This is a genomic window from Nocardioides speluncae, assembly GCF_003121585.1.
Lineage (GTDB): Bacteria > Actinomycetota > Actinomycetes > Propionibacteriales > Nocardioidaceae > Nocardioides > Nocardioides speluncae.
Genome location: NZ_QEOO01000007.1, coordinates 1 through 22,655, shown reverse-complemented (window position 1 = coordinate 22,655; position 22,655 = coordinate 1). Strand labels below are relative to the sequence as shown.

At 69.3% G+C, this 22,655-nt stretch carries 19 protein-coding genes and 1 pseudogene; 10 read left to right on the top strand and 10 right to left on the bottom strand.

Going from position 1 to position 22,655, the window contains the following annotated elements; translation table 11 throughout:
• Position 1: 1 nt before the first annotated feature.
• Positions 2 to 184, bottom strand: a complete 183-nt coding sequence (locus tag DDV73_RS03390) for a DUF1918 domain-containing protein (protein WP_109505842.1) — start codon at positions 182 to 184, stop codon at positions 2 to 4.
• A gap of 125 nt (positions 185 to 309) precedes the next feature.
• Between DDV73_RS03390 and DDV73_RS03385 the strand changes: the two genes are divergently transcribed.
• From DDV73_RS03385 to DDV73_RS03365, 5 genes are all read left to right on the top strand, one after another.
• Positions 310 to 549, top strand: coding sequence for a hypothetical protein (locus tag DDV73_RS03385; protein WP_154402590.1), 240 nt, complete (start codon positions 310 to 312; stop codon positions 547 to 549).
• 58 nt (positions 550 to 607) lie between these two features.
• Complete coding sequence (locus DDV73_RS03380; RefSeq protein ID WP_109505970.1) at positions 608 to 2,389, top strand: DUF429 domain-containing protein; 1,782 nt, start codon at positions 608 to 610, stop codon at positions 2,387 to 2,389.
• 96 nt (positions 2,390 to 2,485) lie between these two features.
• The gene (locus tag DDV73_RS03375) at positions 2,486 to 2,989 is read left to right on the top strand and encodes a hypothetical protein (protein WP_109505840.1); all 504 of its coding nucleotides are present in this window, start codon (positions 2,486 to 2,488) and stop codon (positions 2,987 to 2,989) included.
• Positions 2,990 to 3,035: 46 nt separating this feature from the next.
• Complete coding sequence (locus DDV73_RS03370; protein WP_109505839.1) at positions 3,036 to 3,428, top strand: DUF5709 domain-containing protein; 393 nt, start codon at positions 3,036 to 3,038, stop codon at positions 3,426 to 3,428.
• A gap of 142 nt (positions 3,429 to 3,570) precedes the next feature.
• Positions 3,571 to 4,473 (top strand): HNH endonuclease, encoded by a 903-nt coding sequence (locus tag DDV73_RS03365; RefSeq protein ID WP_206050687.1) that lies wholly within the window; start codon positions 3,571 to 3,573, stop codon positions 4,471 to 4,473.
• Positions 4,474 to 4,533: 60 nt separating this feature from the next.
• Here DDV73_RS03365 and DDV73_RS03360 read toward each other — a convergent pair whose 3' ends face one another.
• Positions 4,534 to 7,383, bottom strand: coding sequence for a vitamin B12-dependent ribonucleotide reductase (locus tag DDV73_RS03360; RefSeq protein WP_109505837.1), 2,850 nt, complete (start codon positions 7,381 to 7,383; stop codon positions 4,534 to 4,536).
• A 128-nt stretch (positions 7,384 to 7,511) separates the two neighbouring features.
• Positions 7,512 to 8,105, bottom strand: coding sequence for a transcriptional regulator NrdR (gene nrdR / locus DDV73_RS03355; RefSeq protein ID WP_109505836.1), 594 nt, complete (start codon positions 8,103 to 8,105; stop codon positions 7,512 to 7,514).
• Positions 8,106 to 8,644: 539 nt separating this feature from the next.
• Between nrdR and DDV73_RS03350 the strand changes: the two genes are divergently transcribed.
• On the top strand, positions 8,645 to 9,019 hold the full coding sequence (locus DDV73_RS03350) for a hypothetical protein (RefSeq protein ID WP_109505835.1): 375 nt from the start codon (positions 8,645 to 8,647) through the stop codon (positions 9,017 to 9,019).
• A 124-nt stretch (positions 9,020 to 9,143) separates the two neighbouring features.
• Here the strand turns inward: DDV73_RS03350 and DDV73_RS03345 are convergent, their stop codons facing one another.
• Positions 9,144 to 9,494, bottom strand: coding sequence for a LysM peptidoglycan-binding domain-containing protein (locus tag DDV73_RS03345; RefSeq protein ID WP_109505834.1), 351 nt, complete (start codon positions 9,492 to 9,494; stop codon positions 9,144 to 9,146).
• Positions 9,495 to 9,810: 316 nt separating this feature from the next.
• Here DDV73_RS03345 and lexA point away from each other — a divergent pair, with 316 nt between their 5' ends.
• From lexA to DDV73_RS03330, 3 genes are all read left to right on the top strand, one after another.
• Entirely contained in the window at positions 9,811 to 10,551 is a 741-nt protein-coding gene (gene lexA / locus DDV73_RS03340; RefSeq protein ID WP_109505833.1) for a transcriptional repressor LexA, read from the top strand.
• Between the two features lie 87 nt (positions 10,552 to 10,638).
• The gene (locus tag DDV73_RS03335; protein WP_109505832.1) at positions 10,639 to 12,324 is read left to right on the top strand and encodes an alkaline phosphatase D family protein; all 1,686 of its coding nucleotides are present in this window, start codon (positions 10,639 to 10,641) and stop codon (positions 12,322 to 12,324) included.
• Positions 12,321 to 13,586 carry an alkaline phosphatase family protein gene (locus tag DDV73_RS03330; protein ID WP_109505831.1) on the top strand — a complete coding sequence of 422 codons (1,266 nt, stop codon included), beginning with the start codon at positions 12,321 to 12,323 and terminating at the stop codon, positions 13,584 to 13,586. Before DDV73_RS03335 ends, DDV73_RS03330 begins: the two co-directional genes overlap by 4 nt.
• 171 nt (positions 13,587 to 13,757) lie before the next feature.
• Here the strand turns inward: DDV73_RS03330 and DDV73_RS03325 are convergent, their stop codons facing one another.
• From DDV73_RS03325 to DDV73_RS03295, 5 genes and pseudogenes are all read right to left on the bottom strand, one after another.
• Entirely contained in the window at positions 13,758 to 14,525 is a 768-nt protein-coding gene (locus tag DDV73_RS03325; RefSeq protein ID WP_109505830.1) for a DeoR/GlpR family DNA-binding transcription regulator, read from the bottom strand.
• Between the two features lie 182 nt (positions 14,526 to 14,707).
• Positions 14,708 to 15,748, bottom strand: coding sequence for a zinc-dependent dehydrogenase (locus tag DDV73_RS03320; RefSeq protein WP_109505829.1), 1,041 nt, complete (start codon positions 15,746 to 15,748; stop codon positions 14,708 to 14,710).
• Positions 15,748 to 17,659, bottom strand: a pseudogene (locus DDV73_RS29570) (PTS mannitol transporter subunit IICBA). The gene DDV73_RS03320 and the pseudogene DDV73_RS29570 overlap by 1 nt, the downstream one beginning before the upstream one ends.
• A gap of 150 nt (positions 17,660 to 17,809) precedes the next feature.
• On the bottom strand, positions 17,810 to 18,067 hold the full coding sequence (locus tag DDV73_RS03300; protein WP_109505826.1) for an HPr family phosphocarrier protein: 258 nt from the start codon (positions 18,065 to 18,067) through the stop codon (positions 17,810 to 17,812).
• A gap of 37 nt (positions 18,068 to 18,104) precedes the next feature.
• Positions 18,105 to 19,037, bottom strand: a complete 933-nt coding sequence (locus DDV73_RS03295; protein ID WP_109505825.1) for a 1-phosphofructokinase family hexose kinase — start codon at positions 19,035 to 19,037, stop codon at positions 18,105 to 18,107.
• Between the two features lie 89 nt (positions 19,038 to 19,126).
• Here DDV73_RS03295 and DDV73_RS03290 point away from each other — a divergent pair, with 89 nt between their 5' ends.
• On the top strand, positions 19,127 to 20,842 hold the full coding sequence (locus DDV73_RS03290) for a phosphoenolpyruvate--protein phosphotransferase (RefSeq protein WP_240617093.1): 1,716 nt from the start codon (positions 19,127 to 19,129) through the stop codon (positions 20,840 to 20,842).
• Positions 20,843 to 20,949: 107 nt separating this feature from the next.
• Here DDV73_RS03290 and DDV73_RS03285 read toward each other — a convergent pair whose 3' ends face one another.
• Positions 20,950 to 22,188: an HNH endonuclease signature motif containing protein gene (locus DDV73_RS03285; protein ID WP_109505824.1), complete on the bottom strand. Its 1,239-nt coding sequence runs from the start codon at positions 22,186 to 22,188 to the stop codon at positions 20,950 to 20,952.
• Positions 22,189 to 22,655: the final 467 nt, after the last annotated feature.

Sequence of the window (22,655 nt, the reverse complement as noted above, 5' to 3'; positions counted from 1 at the left end):
CCTACGACGAGACGATGTGCGCGTCCGGGCCCGGGAACGTCAGCCCTTCGTGGCCGTCGGACCACTTCACGACGTACGGCGGCCGCCCGTCCGCGCCGCGCACCTCCAGCACCTCGCCCTCGCGCCGGGGCGCGTCGACCTTGGCGCTCTCGACAACGAGCTTGTCGCCTACCTTGGCCTGCATCTCACCACCTCCGCACCCCACGATCCTCCGGCCCACTTACCGTCCACAAGATCGCAGCGCCGTTCTTTTCCACAGGTACGGAAGTGGTGCTGGTGCCCTACGATGGCCGGACCTAGCGTCGCGGCATGGACACGATGACGCCACGAGAACTCACCCGTAAGGTGCGGCAGTTGGACGACGATGTGAAGGCCATCTACGACCTACTGCTGAGCCTCGACGCCAAGGTCCTCGCCCTGACCAAGCGCGTCGACAAGCACGACATCCGATTCGATGCCCTCGACGCACGATTCGACGCCGTCGACGGACGGTTGGAGACCATGGACGGCAAGATCGATCAGGTCCTCGAGGTCCTGGGCGCACGCTGAGCGCGATGGCGCCAGCGAGCCTCTGCCGCGCAGGCTCGGCACAAGGCAGGCTGTGGGCGTGCACTTCGTCGGCATCGACCTAGCCTGGGGCAGCAAGCGACCCACCGGCCTTGCCGTGCTGACCGGCAAGGGCCAGCTGGTCCACCTGTCGGCAGCCACGACCGACGAGTCGATCACGACTGCGCTCGCGCCGTACACGGCCGGCCGGTGCCTGGTCGCGATCGACGCCCCGCTGATCGTCACCAACCCGTCCGGCAACCGGCCGGCAGAGCGCGCCCTGAACCGCGACTTCGCCAAGTACGACGCCGGCGCCCATCCGTCGAACACTGCCAAGCCGGAGTTCAGCGGCACCCCGCGCGGCGCCGTGCTGGCGGCGGCGCTCGACCTCGACATCGACCCGGCATCGACCGTCAAGCGCCGGGCGATCGAGGTCTACCCGCACCCGGCGACGGTCTCGCTGTTCCGGCTCGGCCGGACCTTGAAGTACAAGCAGAAGCCCGGCCGGCCGCTCCCCCAGCTCAAGGCGGAGCTGCTGCGGCTGATGCGACTGCTCGAGGGCCTGACCGATGCCAGCCCGGCGATCCACCTCGGCGAGAGCGAGGCCTGGCGCGAGCTCGCCGAACAGGTCGAGGACGCCGCTCGGAAGGCTGACCTGCGCCGGGCCGAGGACCAGGTCGATGCGGTGGTCTGTGCCTACGTCGCGATGTACGCCGCCCGCCGGCCGGAGCTGACCACGACGTACGGCGACCTTGCGGAGGGCTACATCGTCACCCCGACGCTGCCCGCCGATCACGCCCCCGCGGCCCGCGAGCGGGCACCGGAGCCGACCGAGGCCGCGCGACAGAGCGACCCGGTCGCCAGCGCGGTCCGGGAGTACGCCGCGAAGCAGCCGGACCTGGTCGAGGTCACCGACGGCTTCATCGCGATGGTGACCGGGCTGCTCGACGACGCCGGCATCAACTACCTGAGTGTCACCGGACGGGCCAAGAGCGTCGCCTCGTTCGCCGGGAAGGCGGGCCGGCGCCGGGCCGACGGCCGGCCGCTGTACGCCGACCCGCTGACCGAGATCACCGACGCGGTCGGCGTCCGGGTGATCCTCTACCTGCAGAGCGACGTGGCCGCGGTCGCGGACCTGCTGGGCGACCAGCTCGTCGTACTTCACGACCGCGACCTCGGCCAGGAGACCGCCGACGAGGGCCGGTTCGGGTACGCCAGCCGGCACCTGCTCGTCTCCTTCGACCAAGACCGCCAGGCACCCGCGGCGTACACAGCGCTCGACGGGTATGCCGCGTCGGTGCAGGTGCGCACGGTGCTGCAGCACGCCTGGGCCGAGTTCGAGCACGACATCCGCTACAAGGGCTCGATCCCCGAGGAGCACGCGCGCGACCTCGACCGGCGGTTCACGCTCGCGGCCGGGCTGCTCGAGCTCGCCGACCGGGAGTTCTCCGCGATCCGCGAGCGGATCCAGGCGTCGATGACCGAGCAGCAGCTACCCACGGACGCGGCCGACCCACGGATCAGCGCACCGGACCTGGCGACGTTCCTGGCGGGCCGGTACGCCGACGCCGGCTGGTCCCGCACCGACCACTACGCATGGATCTCGGGGCTGCTGCTGGAGCTCGGCATCACCTCGCTCGACGAGCTCGCCGACCTCCTCGGCTCCGTCGACACCGCCGCGATCCATGCCCGAATGGGCTACCGGCAGCCGACCCGCGCCGTACGCCGACTCGACGACGCGCTGCTGGCGGTCTTCGGCGAGCAGTACCTCGCCCTGCACGGCAACGGCCACCGGCTCCCCCTGCTCACCGCGCGGCTCGCCAAGCTCTCGTCCGTCGAGTAGTCGAGATATCCACAGGCCGCAAATAGGGCCTAGCGCACGCAAACGCACCCTGTGAGGCTTTATCCCAGTTTCGGCATCAGGGACTCAGGGGACCTCATGGACAACGCCACCGAGGCGATCGGGCACATCTGCGTCGACCCGCCGCTCAACGAGACCGAGATCGAGTACGTCGCGGCGGTCGCCGCCGGGCTCCGGAGCACGCCCGGGCAGCCCAGCCCGCTCGGGTGCTGGGTCCCGTGCGTCGACGGCTGCTGCCTCATCGCCGACGACACCGACGGGCTCGACGAGATCACCGACTGGCTGCGGCACCTGATCGGCTACTTCCTCAAGCCCGGCGCCCGAGCGTCGGCGGGCAGCCCGCTGCTCGGCTTCACCTTCGACCACCGGCTCGACGGCACCGTCGCCTACTACGACGCCGAGGCCAAGGACCTGTTCGCGATCAAGGTGACCAACAACCGCGTCACCCGCCGTACCCTCCAGGCCGACCCGGCCGCCTACCCCGTCGACCTGCCCCCGGCTGCCGTCTCGTCGTCGAGCCGCACGTCCGCCCCGCTCCCCGACAACGTCATCGACCTCGCCACCCGGCGCCGCCAGCGCTGACCGCACGGACTCGCATGGCGGAACCCGGGGCGGGTACCGCGCACACATGAGCGAAGACCAGCTGCAACCAGCCGACACCCTCGATGACCGCGGCGTCGACGACGTGCTCGACGAGGGATTCTCGCCGCCGGAGAAGCTGCGCGGCTCGACCGCGAAGGGCGTGACGGCAGCCGAGGAGGAGGAAGGCGAGACGATCGACGAGCGGCTCCTCCAGGAGGAGCCCGAGGTCTGGGCCGAGGTCGAGGAGGAGCGGGACGCCGACATCCTCGACGGCCCGGTCGGCGGCGAGGTCGGCCACGAGCGGACCGGACGCCTCGGTGAGGACGGCGACAGCGACTCGATGACTGGCGACGATGTCGGCATCGACGGCGGCGGCGCAAGCGCCGAGGAGGCCGCGATGCACACGATCGACGACCCGTACGAGGCGGACACGGTCTGACAGGCTTGAGGGCTCAGCCGCCCACGAAAGGGCCGCCCGGACCTGCACGTCCGGCGCGTCGCGCCGCAGTCCGCGGCGTGTCACGTCGATGTGCAGGTCAGTACGGCCCCTCTGGTCGGGCGAAGCTGGTAGAACCAGTGATGTGGACGATCCGGACGAGAGTCGACGCATCCGCCTCGCCGCGATGGGCTGGCTCGACGCCCGAGATGCCGACGAGGTCACCTACGACCAGCTCAGCGGGTTCGAGTACAACGGCCGCCGGATCGCGCTCATGGACCGCCAGCGCGGGATCCGCAAGCCTGCCGGGATGGACGCGGCGCTCGCGATTCGCACGACGTACACGCCACCGAACAAGGTGCCGCCGTACCAAGACGCCATCGGTCCGGACGGTTTGCAGCGCTACATGTACCGAGGCCAGGATCCCGACCACGCTGAGAACCGTGCGCTTCGAGTTGCCATGCGACTGCGCCTGCCGTTGATGTGGTTCGTTGGCGTCCGCGAGGGCCTCTACCAACCGATCTATCCCGTCTTTATCCTCGGCGAGGAGGCCCGCCAGCACCGGTTCGCGTTGGCATTGGACGAGATGCAGCGATTCGTGGAGCCGGGCGCGGCGATGGCAGAGGACACACGGCGCTACGTGGAGCGGGTGACCAAGGCCCGCCTCCATCAGCGCGTCTTCCGGAGTCAGGTGATGCTGGCGTACGACGGGTCGTGTGCGATCTGCGAGCTCCAGCAGGAGCGGCTCGTCGACGCCGCGCACATCATCGAAGACGGCAAGCCTGGCGGCGAGCCAGTGGTACCGAACGGCATGGCGATGTGCAAGATCCACCACGCGGCCTACGACGCCGGCATTCTCGGTGTTCGGCCCGATCTCACCCTGCACATCAGGCAAGACATCCTCGACACCGTTGACGGTCCCATGCTCCGGCACGGTTTGCAGGAGATGCACGACCGCCGACTCCTGGTGATCCCTCGCTCCCGGGCGTCACGCCCCGACCTCCACCGGCTAGAACGCAGATACTCCGAATTCCTGACAGCGGGTTAGAGGTGAACGAGCCCCCAACGCCTGAGGCGTCGGGGGCTCGCTTCCTACAGGAATGTTGGGTCAGCTGCAGCCGGAGGTGCTGCCGCAGCCTTCGCAGACGTAGCAGGAGCCGGCGGGGCGCATCTTGGTGCCGCAGGTGAAACAGAGCGGGCTGTCGACGGCGGTGCCGGTGATCTTCTCCAGCAGCTCGGCCGAGGTGTGCGCCTCGGCCGGGGCCGGCTTGGCAACGACCTCCGTGGTCTCGATGACCACCTCGACGGGCTCGCTGGACTTCAGGGACTCCGGCTCGCTGACCTCGATCGGCTCGTAGGAGCCGGTCTCGAGGTGGCGCTGCCGCTCCTCGGCGGAGTAGATGCCGAGGGCGGAGCGGTCCTCGAAGGAGAGGTAGTCCAGCGCCAGCCGGCGGAAGATGTAGTCCATGATCGACTGCGCCATCCGCACGTCCGGGTCGTCGGTCATGCCGGCCGGGTCGAACCGCAGGTTGGTGAACTTCGAGACGTAGGTCTCCAGCGGTACGCCGTACTGCAGGCCGACCGACACCGCGATCGAGAACGCGTCCATCACACCGGCGAGCGTCGAGCCCTGCTTGCCGAGCTTGAGGAAGATCTCGCCGAGCGACCCGTCGTCGTGGGCGCCGGAGATCATGTAGCCCTCGGCACCGCCGACCGTGAACGAGGTGGTCTGCGAGCTGCGGGTCTTGGGCAGCCGCTTGCGGGTCGGCCGGTACTCGATGACCTTCTCGATCACCGGCTCCGCGACCTCGGTCGAGACGTTGCTGTCGGTGCCCTTGTTCTCGCCCTTGCCGGACGACATCGGCTGGCCGACCTTGCAGTTGTCGCGGTAGACCGCGGTCGCCTTGAGGCCGAGCTTCCAGGACTGGATGTAGATGTCCTCGATCTCCTCGACCGTGGCCGACTCCGGCAGGTTCACGGTCTTCGAGATCGCGCCGGACAGGAACGGCTGCGCCGCGGCCATCATCCGCACGTGACCCATCGGCTTCAGCGCCCGGGCGCCCATCGCGGTGTCGAACACCTCGTAGTGCTCGGTCTTCAGCCCGGGCGCGTCGATCACGTGGCCGTGCTCGGCAATGTAGGCGACGATCGCCTCGGTCTGCTCCGGCTGGTAGCCCAGCTTCTTCAGCGCCCGCGGGATGGTCTGGTTGACGATCTGCATCGAGCCGCCGCCGACCAGCTTCTTGAACTTGACCAGCGAGAAGTCGGGCTCGATGCCGGTGGTGTCGCAGTCCATCATGAAGCCGATGGTCCCGGTCGGCGCGAGCACCGAGGCCTGGGCGTTGCGGAAGCCGTTGCGCTCACCGGTCTTGATCACCGCGTCCCACGCGGCCGTGGCCAGCTTGTGCACCCTCGCGTCGGCCACGTGCATCGTGCGGGTCGCGTCGTTGGCGGCCTGGTGCTTGCGCATCACCCGCTTGTGGGCCTCGACGTTGCGGGCGTAGCCGGTGTACGGGCCGACGATGCCGGCCAGCTCCGCCGACCGCTTGTACGACGTACCGGTCATCAGCGAGGTGATCGCGGCGGCCATCGAGCGGCCACCGTCGGAGTCGTAGCCCAGGCCCATCGCCATCAGCAGCGCACCGAGGTTGGCGTAGCCGATGCCGAGCTGGCGGTAGTCGCGGGTGGTCTGGCCGATCGCCTCGGTCGGGAAGTCGGCGAAGCAGATCGAGATGTCCATCGCGGTGATGATCAGCTCGACCGCCTGGGCGAACCGCTGGGCGTCGAAGGTGTCGTCGTCCTTGAGGAACTTCAGCAGGTTCAGCGAGGCCAGGTTGCACGAGGAGTTGTCCAGCGACATGTACTCCGAGCACGGGTTGGACGCGGTGATCCGGCCCGTCTCCGGGTTGGTGTGCCAGTCGTTGATGGTGTCGTCGTACTGGAGGCCCGGGTCGGCGCACTCCCACGCGGCCTTGCTGATCTTCTTGAACAGCTCGCGGGCGTCGACGGTCTCGATCACCTCACCGGTCTTGCGGCCGCGGAGGCCGAACTCGGTGCCGTCCTCGACCGCGCGCATGAACTCGTCGGTCACCCGGACCGAGTTGTTGGCGTTCTGGTACTGGACCGAGGTGATGTCGTGGCCGCCGAGGTCCATGTCGAAGCCGGCGTCGCGCAGCGCGCGGATCTTGTCCTCCTCGCGCGCCTTGGTCTGCACGAACTCCTCGATGTCGGGGTGGTCGACGTCGAGCACGACCATCTTCGCCGCCCGGCGGGTCGCGCCGCCGGACTTGATGGTGCCGGCAGAGGCATCCGCGCCGCGCATGAAGGAGACTGGGCCGCTCGCCGTACCGCCGCTGGACAGCAGCTCCTTGGACGAGCGGATCCGCGACAGGTTGAGGCCGGCGCCGGAGCCGCCCTTGAAGATGAAGCCCTCTTCCTTGTACCAGTTGAGGATCGAGTCCATCGAGTCGTCGACGCTGAGGATGAAGCACGCGGAGACCTGCTGCGGCGACTGGGTGCCGACGTTGAACCAGACCGGAGAGTTGAACGAGAAGTACTGGTGGACCAGCAGCCAGGTGAGCTCGTGCTCGAACGTCTCGGCGTCGACCGCGGTCGCGAAGTAGCCGTTCTCTTCACCGGAGGCGCGGTAGGTCTTCACCACTCGGTCGATGAGCTGCTTGAGGCTCCACTCACGGACGTCGGTGCCGACGGCGCCGCGGAAGTACTTGGTCGTGACGATCGTGGAGGCGTTGACGCTCCAGAAGTCGGGGAACTCGGCGCCCCGCTGCTCGAAGACCGTCTCGCCGGTCTTCCAGTTGGTCTGTACGACGTCGCGACGCTCCCAGGTGATCTCGTCGTACGGGTGCACGCCCTTGGTGCTGAAGATCCGCTTGATCTTCAGGCCACCCTTGGTGCCCGTCGCGCGAGCGCCCGTGCTTCCGCTCACCGTTTCGGTCATGGACTCTCCTCCGTAGTGGTCCCGCTGTGAACTGCTCTTCGTCGACCCTGCGTACTACTGGTGTTGCCTCTGCTGTGGGGTGGAGCACCCGGCACGCCGCTTCCCCACGGCGTGCCGGGCGGTCTGTGTTATCCGCTCGCGACCCGCTCCGGGTCACGCGCGGATCCCTGGCTTGCTCCATCGACCAGGGAGAGGGGGACCGCATCACGCTCCGCGCGGAGGGTTTCGAGGCCCGCCGCTGACGCGTCGGGCGCCTCAACCACCGGACTTCCTTCTCCTCGCTCGGCTCGGAGAACGGCGATCTCGGCCTCGAAGTCATCGGCGGACTCGAAAGCCCGGTAGACGCTCGCGAAGCGGAGGTAGGCCACCTCGTCGAGTTCTCGCAGCGGTCCGAGGATCGCCAGCCCCACCTCGTGAGTGGGCACCTCCGCCCAGCCCACGCTGCGCAGCGCATCCTCGACCTTCTGGCCGAGGCAGGCGAGCTCATCCTCGGTCACCGGCCGGCCCTTGCACGCCTTCCGCACCCCGGCGATCGCCTTCTCGCGGGTGAACGGCTCGGTCGCGCCGGACCGCTTGAGCACCGTCAGCTGCATCTGCTCGACGGTGCTGAACCGCTTGCCGCACGCCTGGCAGGTACGCCGCCGGCGGATCTGGCCGCCGTCCTCGGCGACCCGGCTGTCGAGGACGCGGGTGTCGGAGTTGCGGCAGTAGGGACAGTGCATCCGGGCCACTCCTCCTTCGTCGTCCGCCGGGCTCGTCGCGCCCGGCCAGCGGTGTCTGTCACGTCTCTAGTTCAACACCAGGCACCGACAATTTGTGCCCGTCAGAGCCGGGTAAGGAGCGGCCGGAAGCAAGGCTCCGCCACACCCCTCGCGGGGCTGCTTGAAACGGGTTGGTTGTGGATCACCTGGGGACAACCAGCGGCTTCCTGTGTGCAACTAGCCGACATCTGTGGAACTAGATGTGGATAACTACAACGGTGTAACTACTAGATGTAGTGGTAACCGTACGCCGAGGCGCGACGGTACGCAACTAGTGGAAACAAGGAATCTCCAACTTGCCGGGAGCGGCCCGCAAATGCCCAGGTCAGGGCCGACAAAGCGGTCCGGCACCGGGCGTGTCGCCGGCATGTCGCGGGCACGTCGGCATCGGCTCGACATCGGCTCGACATCGGCTCGACATCGGCTCGACGCCGCCGCCGACAGGCCCGCTCTGACAGCCACTGTTCACCCAGGTTGACGCTGTCGGTCACAATGGCCCGGTGGCACACGGGGCTGGCAAGCGAGCGGGGGCTCGGCGCGCCGCCAAGCAGAAGCCGAAGCTGCGCCCGGCCACCTTCGTACTCGCCACTGCGGTCGTGCTCTGCGTGGCCGCCTGGGGATACCTGGTCTGGGCCGCGATCGAGTTCGGCAGCACCGCGCGCGGCGGCGACGACGCCTCCTGGATCTACCTCGGCACCGCTTCGCTGGGCGCCGTGGCCTGCCTGTTCACCGGCCTGATGCTGATCGCCCGGCTCCTGCGGGCGCTGGGACTGATCGAGCGACCCGCGCCGGACTACACCACCGACTTCAGCGGCGACACCACCGCCAACCTCCCCGCGGTCCCGCCACAGGGCGGTCGCCGCCGCGCCAGCTGACGCAGCCAAGCACATACGGAAGGGCGGGCCGCCTGAGGCGGCCCGCCCTTCGCTTCCCCAACAGCCCGCCGGCCGGGGTCGAGGCGGCCTGCGGGAGTCTTGTGCCAGAACTTTGGATACAGCCTCAGTCGGTGACCGGCACCCTGAGTCGCTGACCGGCGAGCACCATCGCCGAGTCGAGATCGTTGAGGCGGCGGATCTGCTCCACCATCGACCGGGTCTCGCCCGGCTCGGCCACCTCCGCGGCGATGCCCCAGAGGGTCTCGCCCGGAGCCACAGTTACGGTCCGCGTCTCCTGCGGCCGCTCGGTCGCGATGGTCGGCTGCCCCCAGAGCACCGCCAACGCGAGCACGACCGCAAGCGCGAAGGCGAACACGACCAACCGGCCACGTCGCGTCAGCCGCACCTGGCCGCCGCGCGGAGCGGGGCGAGACTTGGCGGCGTACACACTCGGGCTGGCGGTGATCGTGCTCATCGGGACTCCTCGGGGAAGGTGGCGCCTCTTGCGCTGATCGAATGTCTACCGGCCACCACCGACAGTTCTGCCGGTCGAGCCGATCGAGCAGACGTTCGATCGAACACATGTACGACGTTAGATCATCTGTTCGAACCGAATCAAGTCCCGAGCGAACAAATGTTCGAGGTGTCGCGCGCGTGCCGGGGAAGATGGGCCCGCGACACGCGTGTTCGAACAGGTGTTTGAAGAACACCGGTGTACAGGGCTAGCGTGTGACTGTCACAAACTTCAGCCACAAGCACAGGCCCTTCACATCGGCGAGACGGAGCATTCGATGGCATCGACCAGGTCCAGCGGCGACGACGAGCGTGCCAAGGTGAGCGAGCTGCCGGACGGGCCACCGGACGCGACCGGGCTGACCCCGCGCCAGCAGCGCGTCCTCAACGTCATCCGTGACTCCATCGAGCACCGCGGGTTCCCGCCGAGCATGCGCGAGATCGGCGAGCTGGTCGGGCTGACCAGCTCATCGTCGGTCGCCCACCAGCTGAAGACGCTGGAGGAGAAGGGCTTCCTCAAGCGCGACCCCAACCGCCCGCGCGCGATCGAGGTGTTCCTGCCCGAGGTGATGGCGGCCCGGCGCTCGATCTCAGCGGCCGACGAGCCGTCGTTCGACGAGACCGGTGTCGGCGACGCACGGCCGGAGGCGGCGTACGTCCCGGTGGTCGGCCGGATCGCCGCCGGCGGCCCGATCCTGGCCGAGGAGCGCGTGGAGGACATCTTCCCGCTGCCGAAGACGCTGGTGGGCGAGGGCACCCTGTTCCTGCTGGAGGTCTCCGGCGACTCGATGATCGACGCCGCGATCTGCAGCGGCGACTACGTCGTGGTCCGCCAGCAGCCGACCGCGGTGAACGGCGAGATCGTGGCCGCGATGATCGAGGGCGAGGCGACCGTCAAGACCTTCCAGCGCAAGGACGGCAAGGTCTGGCTGCTGCCCCACAACGAGTCCTACGACCCGATCGACGGCACCAACGCGACCATCCTCGGCAAGGTCACCGCGGTGCTTCGGAGGATGTAGGCCCAACCAGCGGTAACGACGTGTGAACTCCCCATGCACAACGGCTGGGGAGTCGTCACGATCTGAGTCGCCGGCCGTTGACCGGGTGTGACCGACTCCCCTGCCCTCACCGATGGAACCTTCCCGCGCCGCGCCGTACTCGCCGGCGGCGCCGCTGCGGGGGCGCTCGCGCTGACCGGTGCGGCCCAGTCGCCGACCGAGGCCGCGGCCAACCGCTACTTCAAGCACGGCGTCGCCTCGGGCGACCCGCTCCCGCACGCCGTGGTCCTGTGGACCCGGCTGACCCCGACCGCGGCCGCGACGCCGGGCTCGGGCCAGGGGCCGGGCGCGCACGGCACCTGGCAGGTCGCCACTGACCAGGCGTTCCGGCACGTCGTGAGCCAAGGGAGCTGGCAGACCGGGCCGCGCCGCGACCACACGATCAAGGTCGACGCGACCGGGCTGGCGCCCGCGCGCTGGTACTACTACCGGTTCCGCTACCGCGGCGTCTCCAGCCGGGTCGGCCGGACCCGCACCGCACCGGCGACCGACGCCAGCCCGGCCAACGTCAGGTTCGGCGTGGTGTCCTGCGCCAACCTGCAGGCCGGCTGGTTCAGCGCCTACCGGCACCTCGCCAAGCGCGACGACCTGCACGCGATCCTGCACCTCGGCGACTACCTCTACGAGTACGGCCCCGGCGAGTACGGCTACGGCCAGGGCAACGTCGACGTACGGCGCCACGTGCCGGCCCACGAGATGATCTCGCTGGCCGACTACCGGCGCCGGCACGCGCAGTACAAGCGGGACGCCGACCTGCAGAGCCTGCACGCGCGCTACCCGTTCATCGTGACCTGGGACGACCACGAGTCCGCCAACGACGCGTGGAGTGGCGGCGCCGAGAACCACCAGCCGGCCGAGGGCGTCTGGAGCGCCCGGCGGGCGCGGGCGCACCGCGCGTACGACGAGTGGATGCCGGTGCGGATGAACGGTACGGCGGCGCCCGGCGACGGCACCCGGCTGTTCCGCCGGCTGCGGTTCGGCAAGCTCGCCGAGCTGAGCATGCTCGATCTGCGGACCTACCGCAGCAAGCAGGCGGCGTACCCGCTGGTCGACGGCTCGGTGTCCGATCCCGACCGGTCCATCGCCGGTGACGTTCAGCTGGCCTGGCTGAAGACGTCGCTGAGCCAGCACCGCGCGCTGTGGAAGGTGGTCGGCAACCCGGTGATGATCACCCCGATCACCCTCGGCGGGCTGCCGGCCGACCTGATCGACCCGGTCAACGACGTCACCGGGCTGCTGCCCGCCGACGGGGCGCCGTACAACGTCGACCAGTGGGACGGCTACACCCACGACCGCCGGCAGATCTTCAGGCACCTGCGCGACCACGGTGTTGAGAACACCGTCTTCGTCACCGGCGACATCCACTCCGCGTGGGCGGCCGAGCTGCCGGCGGACAAGGCGCTCTACCCGCTCACCCAGACCGTCGGTGTGGAGTTCGTGACCACCTCGGTGACGTCGAACAACCTCAAGGACATCCTCGGTGCGCCGCGGCGTACCGCCAGCCTCGCGGTCGAGGGCATCCTCACCGCGGCCAACCGGCACGTGAAGTACCTCAACTTCGACGACCACGGCTTCTCGATCCTCGACCTCACCGCGCGCCGCGCGCAGATGGACTACTACGTGGTCGGTGACCGCACCAGCCGGACGGCGGGCGCGACCTGGACCGCGTCCTGGGCCACGGCCACCGGCACCCAGAAGGTGCACCCGGTCTCGAGGCCGGTGAGCGCGGGATGAGCGAGACCGAGGCGGTACGCCGCCGGCTGGACCGCCGTACCGTCCTGAAGGTGGCCGGCGCCGGCGGCGCGGCGCTGATGTTCTCGTCGATGCCCGGCGCGGCACCCGCGGCGGCGGCAAAGCGGCGAGCCTACGTGCTGGTGATCGACGGCTGTCGGCCCGACGAGATCGGTGGCGGCCGGATGCCCACCGTCAAGGCGCTGCGCGACCGCGGGCTGTGGTACCCGCGGGCGAGGTCGCTGCCGGTATTCGAGACGCTCCCGAATCACGTGATGATGATGACCGGCGTCAAGCCGGACCGCAGCGGCGTACCCGCCAACGAGATCTACGACCGCAGTCTGCGCGCGGTGCGGAAGATGGATCGGCCCTCCGACGTCAGGGTCGCCACGCTGATCGAGCAGGTCAACCGGAGCGGGCGGACGACCGGCACGGTGCTGTCGAAGGAGTACCTGTACGGCGTCTTCAGCGCCCGCGCCACCCACCGCTGGGAGCCGTTTCCGGTCGTGCCGATCTCCGGGCACGCCCCGGACGCGTTCACCATGGACGCTGCGACCGCGATGGTGAAGCAGTTCGACCCGCACTTCATGTTCGTCAACCTCGGCTCGGTCGACCGGATGGGGCACATGGACCTCACCGGGACCACACTGCGCGCCGCCCGCACCTCGGCGCTCGGCCGGGTCGACAACGAGATCAAGAAGTTCGTGGACCTGCTGAAGGCCACCGGCCGCTGGCAGCACTCGCTGATCGTGGTCCTCGCCGACCACTCGATGGACTGGTCCACGCCCGACAAGGTGGTCAGCCTGGCCCCGCTCTACGACGCGGACCCGATGCTGGCTGGCCGCTATGTGATCGCCGACAACGGCGGTGCGGACCTGGTCTACTGGACTGGCTCCGCCTCCGAGAAGACCGCGGCGATCGCCACCATGCGCCGGCTGGCGATGAGCCACGACGGCGTACTCGCCGCACACGATCGCGCCGCCACCTCATGGCTGCGGCTGGGCGCGCGCGGCGGCGACGTCGTCGTCTTCTGCAAGGCCGGCTGGCGGTTCAGCGACCCGGGCCTGCTGGACAACCCGATCCCTGGCAACCACGGCCACCCCGCGACCCGGCCGATCCCGTTCTTCCTCTCTGGCGGGCACCCGCGAGTCGACCACGGTGTACGGACCGCCTGGGCCAGCACGATCGACGTGGCCCCGACGGTCGGCGCGTTCTTCGGCATCGCTGCGCCGCGGACCGGCTGGGAGGGCAGGTCCCGGCTCTAGTGGGTATCTCCGGAAGTTCTTCGTGGGTATGAGTGGTCAGGGTGCGTGCAGCGCAAGGCGTCGGAAGGAGGCGGGCCGGTGGCCCGTCGACCGACGACAACGCAGCGATGTGCGTGCCCTGGCCGCTCAGACCCCGACGAACTTCCGGAGATACCCACTAGGGCGCGTGGTTCAGGCGACAACGACCTCGACGCCGAGCTCGCGGAGCGCCGCCACCTGGTCCTCGGGGGCCGCGGCGTCGGTGATCACCACGTCGATGTCGGTCAGCGCGGCGAACCGGACCGTCGTCTCCACCCCGAACTTCGAGGAGTCGGCGAGTACGACGACGCGGTGGGCCGAGGCGATCATCGCCTTCTTCCCCGCCGCCTCGCTCGGGTCCGGCGTGCTGAGGCCGTGGCCGAGCGAGAGGCCGTTGGTGCCCATGAACGCGACGTCGGCACGCAGCACCGACAATGCGGCGACCATCTCCTCGCCGACCGCCGCCTGGGTGGTCGGTCGGACCCGCCCGGGCAGCAGGTTGAGCGCGATGGTCTGCGAGCCGGCCACCCGCGCCGCGATCGGCACCGAGTTGGTGAGCACCGTCAGCGGGCGGTCGCCGGGCAGCAGCGCCGCCAGCCGGCCGGTGCTGGTGCCGGCGTCGAGGATGATCGCGCCGTTGGCCTGCGGCAGGAACCCGACCGCCGCCTTGGCGATCAGGTCCTTCTCGCCGGTGTGCTCTCGCGTCCGCTCGGTCAGGGCGAGCTCGAGCGCGGTCACGCTCTGCGCCCGGACGGCGCCGCCGTGCACCCGCTTGAGCAGGCCCGCCTGCTCGAGTACGTCGAGGTCCCGGCGGACGGTCTCGGTGGTCACGCCGTACTCCTCGGCGAGCTCGTTGACCGACAGCCTGCCTCGCTGGGCGACCAGTTCGGCGATGGCCTGCTGCCTCTCGACGGCGTACATGAGGGCCATGTTAGGGGTGGCCTAGATGGTCGACGCCGAGGGCTCGCGCATGCGAGCGTCGCTCAGCGCGTGCGCTGGCAAGGCGCCGGAGCGAAGGCGGGCCGGCGGCCCGTCGAGCGACGGCAACGCCGCCAGCGTGCGTGATGAGCGGCGCGCAGCGCGTGAGCCCTCGGCGTCGACCATCACGGCTCGACGGTGACCTTGATCGCCTCGCCGCGTTGCACGATCCCGAACGCGTCGAGAACCCGCTCCAGCGGCAGCCGTGCGGTGATCAGGTCCTTGACCGGCACCTGTCCGGTGGAGATCAGCTCCAGCGCGCGCTTGTTGTGGGACGGGGCCGACCCGTTGGCGCCCATGATCATCAGCTCGCGGTAGTGGACAAGGTTGGAGTCGCAGGAGATGAACGGGTTGGTCTTCGGCAGCCCGCCGAAGAACGAGATCCGCCCGCGCCGTGCGGACATCCGGATCGCCTGCTCCTGGGCGACATTGGCGGCGGTCGCGGTGATCACCACGTCGGCACCGCGGCCGTCGGTGAGCTCCATGACCCGCTCGACCACGTCGACCTGGCTGCCGTCGATCACCTCGTCGGGCTTGACCGCGTCGGCCGACATCGCGAGCCGCTCGGCGTTGACGTCGATCAGGAAGATCCGCTCGGCGCCGCTGGCCCGCGCGAGCCTGATGTGAATGCAGCCGATCGGGCCGGCGCCGAACACCACCACGGTGTCGCCCTCGCCGACGCTGATCAGCTCCTGCGCGTTGATCGCGCAGGCGAACGGCTCGGCGACCGACGCCTCGTCGTACCCGATGTTGTCGGGGATCCGGTTCAGGCCGTCGACCTTCAGCACCTCGCGGGGTACGACGACGTACTCGGCGAAGCCGCCGTCGTACTGGTAGCCGACCGAGGTCTGGTTCTGGCAGACCGCCATCCAGCCCTTGCGGCACTCGTAGCAGTCGCCGCACGGCACCGCCGCGATCACCTGCGCCCGGTCGCCGGCGGTCCAGCCGTCGACGTTCGCGCCGACCTCGACCACCTCACCGGCGATCTCGTGGCCCATGGTCCGCGGCGGGCTGAGGTTCTGGTGGCCGTTGTGGAAGATCTTCACATCGGTGCCGCAGGTGGAACAGTTGCGGACCCGAAGCTTGATCTCGTCGGGCCCGCAACTGGGCTCTGGGACCTCCTCCAGGCGTACGTCCTCCGGTGCGTAGAAACGCAGCGCCTTCATCAGTCGTCGTCCTCCTCAGCTTGGGGTGCCAGCAGTGTGAGCACCTCGTCGATGTCGTTCGTCTCGCGCAGCCTGGCTGCCCTCTGCTTGTCGGTGAGCACCATCGCCAGCGACTGAAGCAGGCTGATGTGCTCGTCGCTCCGCGACGCGATCGCGATGCAGAGCTGGACCTGGTGGCCGCCCCAGTCGACCCCGTCGGGGAACTGGAGTACGGCGAGCGCCGCGCGTTTGATGTGTTCCCGGCTGGCGTCGGTGCCGTGCGGGATGGCCACCCCTTCGCCCATGTACGTCGAGACCGACTCCTCGCGCTCGAGGATCGCCTCGGCGTACGCCTCGGTGGCCGCGCCGACCTCGACGAGCACCGCCCCGCACTGGCGCAACGCGTCGAGCCGGTCGGTCGCGGCCAGGCCGAGGCGTACGGCGTCCGCGCCCAACACCTGCTGGGTGTCAGGACTCAAGGACCCCACCGCCCTTGATGGCGTTCTCCACCTTCGCGAACGCAGGATCGCCCATGAACATCTGGAAGGGCACGATCACCGCCCCCGGAGCGATGCTCCTCGCCCTGTCGGCGAGCCCGGCGTGGCAGAGCACCACCGGGGTGTCGGCCGGGATCTCGTTCACGGGCATGTGCACGACTGCGACGTCGTACTTCTTCAGCTTCTTGGACAGCGTGCTGGCGACCATCACGCTGCTGCCCATCCCGGCGTCGCACGCGATCACCACCTTGCGTACGTCGGCTCCGTTCACCGATGGCATCAGTGGGTTCCTTCCTCTTGGCTCGAGCGTCGGGTCATCAGGCTGTCGTCAGACGGATCAGGCAGCGGCCGCTTCGGGAAGAGCTGGCTCCTCGTCCCGCTCCCCGCGGCCGAAGCCCATCAGTGCCGAAGCGACGGCGAAGCTCACCCCGGCTCCGACCACCACCACCGCCAGCATGTCGAAGTAGCCGCCCTTCGGGGTCACCGCGAAGTAGGCGAAGATGCTTCCCGGCGCCGGCGCGCTCACCAGGCCCGCGTCCAGCAGCGTCCCGACCATGAGTGCGGACGCGCCGCCGGCGATCGGCGCGAGGATCAGCTTCGGCTTCATCAGGATGTACGGGAAGTAGATCTCGTGGATGCCGCCGAGGAACTGGATGATGATCGCGCCCGGCGCCGTCGGCCGCAGTGAACGCGGCCCGAAGAACATGTAGGCCAGCAGGATGCCGAGGCCGGGACCGGGGTTCGACTCGACCATGAACAGGATGGACCGGCCGGCCTCCTGGGACTCAATGGTGCCGAGCGGGGTGAGTACGCCGTGGTTGACGGCGTTGTTGAGGAACAGCACCTTGGCCGGCTCGACGAAGATCGACGCCAGCGGCAGCAAGTTCTCGTCGACCAGGAAGTCGACGCCGTTCTCCACCCACTCCACAAGCCGGTCCACGACCGGTCCGATCGCGAGCCGGCCGAGGATCGCCATCGCACCGCCGACGATGCCGGCCGAGAAGTTGTCGACCAGCATCTCGAAGCCGGTGGCGACCTTGCCCTGGATGGCGTCGTCCACGAGCTTGATGACGTACGCCGCGAGTGGGCCGATGATCATCGCGCCGAGGAACATCGGCACGTCGCTGCCGACCACCACGCCCATGGTGGCGACGGCACCGACGACGGCACCGCGCTGGCCGTGGACCATCCGGCCACCGGTGTAGCCGATCAGCAGCGGCAGCAGGTAGATGATCATCGGGCCGACGAGCTCGGCCAGGTCCTCGTTGGGCAGCCACCCGTCGGGGATGAAGAGGGCGGTGATCAGGCCCCAGGCAATGAAGGCTCCGATGTTGGGCATGATCATGCCCGCGAGATATCCCCCGAAGCGCTGAACTCGGGCTCGTACTCCCGAGCCCTCGACGTTCTTGTTCGCCAATGCGTCCGGCATCGTCATCGACGGTCACTCCGTTTCTGCTTCGTGGCTCTCGGTGTGGCTTGGCTCACACCCTGTGGATACCTTTATATGATTGGTTTCATCTGTCGTCAAGAGCGATCTGCAGATAAATCGGGTAAAGATGCAGAGATTCACAGATCTGCACGTCGGTCAGGCGTCGAGGTCCTGAGTGACCAGGCCGGCGATCTTCTCGACCGCCGCCTGGTCCTCGCCGGACACCTCTACCTCGGCGCCCTTGCCTGCCCCGAGCGTCATGATCAGCAGCGAGGAGCTGGCGTCGACGGGGTCCTTGCCGGGCAGGCCGATCCGGACCTCGGAGCCGAGCTCGCCGACGGCCTCGGCGATGATCGCGGCCGGCCGGGCGTGCAGCCCGACAGCGGATCCGACGGTGGCGGTGACGGTGTGCATGGCGGTCTCCTCGTGGTTGGGTCGGTGCGCTTCGTGGTCAGCCGAGCCGGCGTACGTCGACCCGCTCGGGACGGATCTGGTTCGGCGCCGGGATGGTGGTGCCGGGGAGTCCGACCGCGGCCGTGCCGTAGGCGACGGCCAGGCGGAGCCGCTCGTCGGGCGGCGCTCCTCGGAGGTCGCCGAGCAGGTAGCCGAACAGGCTGGAGTCGCCGGCGCCGACCGTGCTCACGACCTGGGTCTCCGGCGGAGTGGCCAGCCAGGCGGACTCGGCATCGACGAGTACGGCGCCGCCGGACCCGAGCGTCGCGAGCACCGCGCCCGCGCCCCGGTCGACCAGCATCCCCGCCGCCGCGGCGGCCTCGTCGGCGTCGTGGACGAGAGCGCCGGTGAGCTGGGCCAGCTCCTCGGCGTTCGGCTTGAGCAGGGCAGGGGTCGCCTCGGGCAGTCGGCGACCGAGCGCCACCAGCGGCCCGTCGGAGGTATCCACGGCGACCCGGACCCGGCTGCCGCGCAGCTCGACCATGAGGTCGGCGTACCAGTCGTCGTCGGCGCCCGGAGGCAGCGAGCCGGCCAGCACCACCCAGTCGGCCCCCGCCGCATGCTGGATGACCGCGTCGGACAGGCGCTTCATCGCACTCGCGTCGACGGTCGCGCCGGGCGAGTTGATCTTGGTCGTGGCGCCGTCCGGCTCGGTGATCGTGAGGTTGACTCGAACCGGGCCGGCCGGCTCCTCGGGGTGACAGGCGATGCCCGCCGCCTGCAGCTCGTGGACGAAGTCGGAGTCGGCGGCGGCGGGCAGTACGGCGAGGGTCGGCACGCCGGCCGCGACCGCGGCACGGGAGATGTTCACGCCCTTGCCGCCAGCCTGCTCGAGCTCGACCTCGGACCGAAGCACCGCATGCCGTTTCAGCGGCGTGCTCAGCAGGACCGCTCGGTCGATGCTCGGGTTCGCGGTCAGGGTCAGGATCATCGCCGTCCTTCCTCGCAGTCGATCTGTGTTTATGTTGTTTTACGCCCGAATATGTTGCATGTCAAGCGTCTAGATGGTTACCGTGAGGTGTGACCCCGATCACCAACCCAGCCACAAAGCCAGCCACAGAGCGAGCCAGCAAGACCCTGCACGGGACGCCGGTCGTACCCGGCGTCGTCTTCGCGCCGGCGGTCCTCGCCGCGACGGCGGTCGACCCGGCCGCGATTGCGGCGTACACCGGACCGGACGACGCCGAGGAGGCACTGTCGTCGTTCAACCAGGCAGCGGCCGCGGTGTCGGACGGTCTGGAGAAGAAGGCCGCCGCGGCGGCCGGCGCGGCGGCCGAGGTGCTGCACGCGACCGCCGGCCTGGCCCGGGACAAGGGCCTGCGCGGCGCGGTCGCCACCAACGTGCGGGGCGGCGCGTCGCTGCTGCCGGCGGTGCGAGCGGCCGTCGAGCAGTTCGTCGGCGCGTTCACCCAGATCGGCGGGCTGATGGCCGAGCGGGTCACCGACCTGCTCGACGTCGAGAAGCGTCTGGTTGCCACGATCGTCGGCGTACCCGAACCCGGCATCCCCACACCTGAGGTGCCGTCAGTGCTGCTCGCCGAGGACCTGGCGCCGGCCGACACCGCCGGCCTGGACCCCAGCCTGATCCTGGCCCTGGTCACCGAGAGGGGCGGCCCGACCAGCCATACCGCGATCATCGCCCGGCAGCTCGGCCTGCCGTGCGTGGTCGGCGTTCGCGACCTGCTCGACGTCGCTGCCGGGACCGACGTACTCGTCGACGGCGCCGCCGGCACCGTCGAGGTCTCCCCCGACGCCGACGATGCGGCCGCACGGGTCGCGGCCGACCGCGAAGTACGGGCCCGGATCGACGCCTGGAACGGCCCGGCGGCGACCGCCGACGGCGTCGGCATCAAGGTGCTGGCCAACGTCGGCGACCGCGAGTCGGCCGAAGCGGCGGCGGCCGGGCCGGTCGACGGCTCCGGGCTGTTCCGTACCGAGCTCTGCTTCCTCAACACCACTGTCGAGCCGTCGGTCGAGGAGCAGGCCGTGGTGTACGCCGCGGTGCTGGGCGCGTTCGGCGCGGAGCGGCCAGTCGTGGTGCGCACCCTCGACGCCGGGTCGGACAAGCCGATCGCCTACGCGACCCAGGCCGACGAGGAGAACCCCGCGCTCGGCGTACGCGGGCTGCGGCTGTCACTGCACAACCCGGACCTGCTGCTCCGTCAGCTCGACGCGATCGCGCTGGCGGCGCGCGGCACCGGCACCGAGCCGTGGGTGATGGCGCCGATGGTGGCCACCGTCGACGAGGCCGCGACCTTCGCCGCCGAGGTCCGCAAGCGTGGGCTGAAGCCCGGCGTGATGATCGAGATCCCGGCCGCGGCGCTGCATGCCGCGCGGATCCTGGAGGTCGTCGACTTCGTCTCGATCGGCACCAACGACCTGACCCAGTACACGATGGCGGCCGACCGGATGGCCACCGACCTCGCCCACCTGACCGACGCCTGGCAGCCCGCCGTACTGGAGCTGATCCGGATCACCGCGGAGGCGGGCCGGGCCGCCGACAAGCCGGTCGGGGTCTGCGGCGAGGCAGCCGCCGACCCGCTGCTGGCGACGGTGCTGGTCGGCCTCGGCGTCACCAGCCTGAGCATGGCCGGTGCCGCCGTCCGTGCCGTCGGCGCCCAGCTCGCCACTGTGACCAGCGACGACTGCCGCCGCGCCGCCGACGCCGCGCTCTCCGCAGCCGACCCGGCAGGGGCGCGCAGTGCTGCCCAGCAGGCACTGGCTTCCTCACGATAGGTGACTACCGAGTTACGTGGTCACCGTCAGCTCTTGGTTGCGGTACTACTCAATGTCGGCCTTTGTCTTGCGCGCCGCCGTGGTCAACGCTCTGTGGTTGCGGCCCATTAGTTTCTCCGGTGGAATCGGATATCGCCGTTTGGCATTCTTTCCGTTGAATAGCGTGGGTCGTGCGCTCGGTGGTGATGGTGACTGCATAGCAGTACGCCGTCGGCGAGATCGGTCTTTCCGCCCTTTAACCACGGTTTTAGATGATGGGCCTCACACCAGGTTGCCGGAATCGTGCAATGCTCGCCGCGGCACCGCCGGTCTCGTAGCCGCATGGCCTTGTGCTGGGCTCTTGAGAAGAGTCGGCGGGTACGGCCTAAGTCCAAGATCTCGGACTTGCCGCCCAGCACGACCGGCACGATCTGGGCGGTGCAGGCGAGGCGGCGTGCCTCGCCGGCGGTGATCTTGTCGTCGGTGCCGACCAGTCCCGCTGCCGCGAGGTCCTTGGTGAGTGCGGCGTAGTCGATGGTCACCATCACGGTAGTCGCATCGCCACCGTGGTCGGGGAGCTTGGCCGGGTCGAGATGTTCCAGCAGCGCGATGAACGCGTGGCCGCGGGCTTGGCCTTGGTTTCGAGACGGTCGCTGCGCGACCTCCTCAACCAGCGGCCTACGAGGTGAGGTGAAGGCGTCCAGGTAGGTCGCCAACCGCACCGCTGCCGCATCGGGCAGGACGCCACTCAAGCGGGTGGTGCCGTCGCCGCGTCTGGTCAAGGCGAGGCGGGTGGTCTCCCAAGCGCGTTCTTCCTCACGCTGCAGCTGTTTGGCTTCTTCGGCTTCGCCGACCTCGGGGGCGATCACATCGAGGATCCGTCGCCCGAGCACTCGTAGCTGGTCCGGCGCGTGGTGCTTGGCCGCCTCGACCAGGTGCTCCTCGGCCTGCACCAGCAGCGCCGGGTCGAGGTCGTCGGGGAGTTCGTCGAGGGCGCGGGCGATCACCCGCGCCTGGGCCAGGTTCACCCCGCCGGCGCAAAGCACCGACGCCAGCCTGGTCCAGCGGGTGTCGAGCGCGGTGGCGAGGTGGAGCTCGGCCCGGCAAGCCTTCGGGCTGGACTGGGTGTGGTGGGCCAGCCAGGCGGCCACGTCCCGGGCACCGGAGTCCTCGGCGACGTCGTCCGCAGTGGCCATGACCCGCATCCGCCACGCTGCCAGCTGGATCTCCAGCCTCGCGAGCTCAACCAATGAGGCGGCCTTCTCGGCGGTGCACATGAACACCGGTTCGACGCCATCGAGATCTTTCAGCGCGGCATCAATTGCAGCGGCGCAGGCGAGCACCGGATGTGGCGCATTGGTAAGCATTCTTCCGGCACCTCCCCCGAAGCGCACCGATCAATTGGACTGCCTCAATCGTACATATGCTCGAACGAAAGGGCAAAGGTTTGTGACCGCAACCACAGACCGTTGACCCGAGCAAACCGTAAGCCGAAAGGCGACCGCACCAAGTACCACGACCAAACGCCGACGGTAACCACGTAATTCTGTAAAGGGCCAGAAACCACAAACAACCCGGAGGTCGCCAGCAACGGTGCACTATTCCTGAGGCGCGTCCATGTCGGTCTTCACCAGAGACATCTGTGACTTCCGCTTGGGGAGCTTGGTGACGGTGGGTGAGGACGGCGGGGCCGGTGCTGGGATGTGTGGGCGCTCCGCGGCCGCGGCCTGGCCGAGGCCCAATGCCACGTAGCGTAGGTGATCGGGTGATGGTCGGCGTGGCGTGACTGGTGTGGCTGGTGGGACTGTTTTGATCGCTGCCCATGAGCGTGGCG

Bases quoted from the DNA above. Each gene is read 5' to 3' on its own strand.
- DDV73_RS03390 (WP_109505842.1), bottom strand. From the start codon at position 184: ATGCAGGCCAAGGTAGGCGACAAGCTCGTTGTCGAGAGCGCCAAGGTC.
- DDV73_RS03385 (WP_154402590.1), top strand. From the start codon at position 310: ATGGACACGATGACGCCACGAGAACTCACCCGTAAGGTGCGGCAGTTG.
- DDV73_RS03375 (WP_109505840.1), top strand. From the start codon at position 2,486: ATGGACAACGCCACCGAGGCGATCGGGCACATCTGCGTCGACCCGCCG.
- DDV73_RS03370 (WP_109505839.1), top strand. From the start codon at position 3,036: ATGAGCGAAGACCAGCTGCAACCAGCCGACACCCTCGATGACCGCGGC.
- DDV73_RS03360 (WP_109505837.1), bottom strand. From the start codon at position 7,383: ATGACCGAAACGGTGAGCGGAAGCACGGGCGCTCGCGCGACGGGCACC.
- nrdR (WP_109505836.1), bottom strand. From the start codon at position 8,105: ATGCACTGTCCCTACTGCCGCAACTCCGACACCCGCGTCCTCGACAGC.
- DDV73_RS03345 (WP_109505834.1), bottom strand. From the start codon at position 9,494: ATGAGCACGATCACCGCCAGCCCGAGTGTGTACGCCGCCAAGTCTCGC.
- lexA (WP_109505833.1), top strand. From the start codon at position 9,811: ATGGCATCGACCAGGTCCAGCGGCGACGACGAGCGTGCCAAGGTGAGC.
- DDV73_RS03330 (WP_109505831.1), top strand. From the start codon at position 12,321: ATGAGCGAGACCGAGGCGGTACGCCGCCGGCTGGACCGCCGTACCGTC.
- DDV73_RS03325 (WP_109505830.1), bottom strand. From the start codon at position 14,525: ATGTACGCCGTCGAGAGGCAGCAGGCCATCGCCGAACTGGTCGCCCAG.
- DDV73_RS03320 (WP_109505829.1), bottom strand. From the start codon at position 15,748: ATGAAGGCGCTGCGTTTCTACGCACCGGAGGACGTACGCCTGGAGGAG.
- DDV73_RS03300 (WP_109505826.1), bottom strand. From the start codon at position 18,067: ATGCACACCGTCACCGCCACCGTCGGATCCGCTGTCGGGCTGCACGCC.
- DDV73_RS03295 (WP_109505825.1), bottom strand. From the start codon at position 19,037: ATGATCCTGACCCTGACCGCGAACCCGAGCATCGACCGAGCGGTCCTG.
- DDV73_RS03285 (WP_109505824.1), bottom strand. From the start codon at position 22,188: ATGCTTACCAATGCGCCACATCCGGTGCTCGCCTGCGCCGCTGCAATT.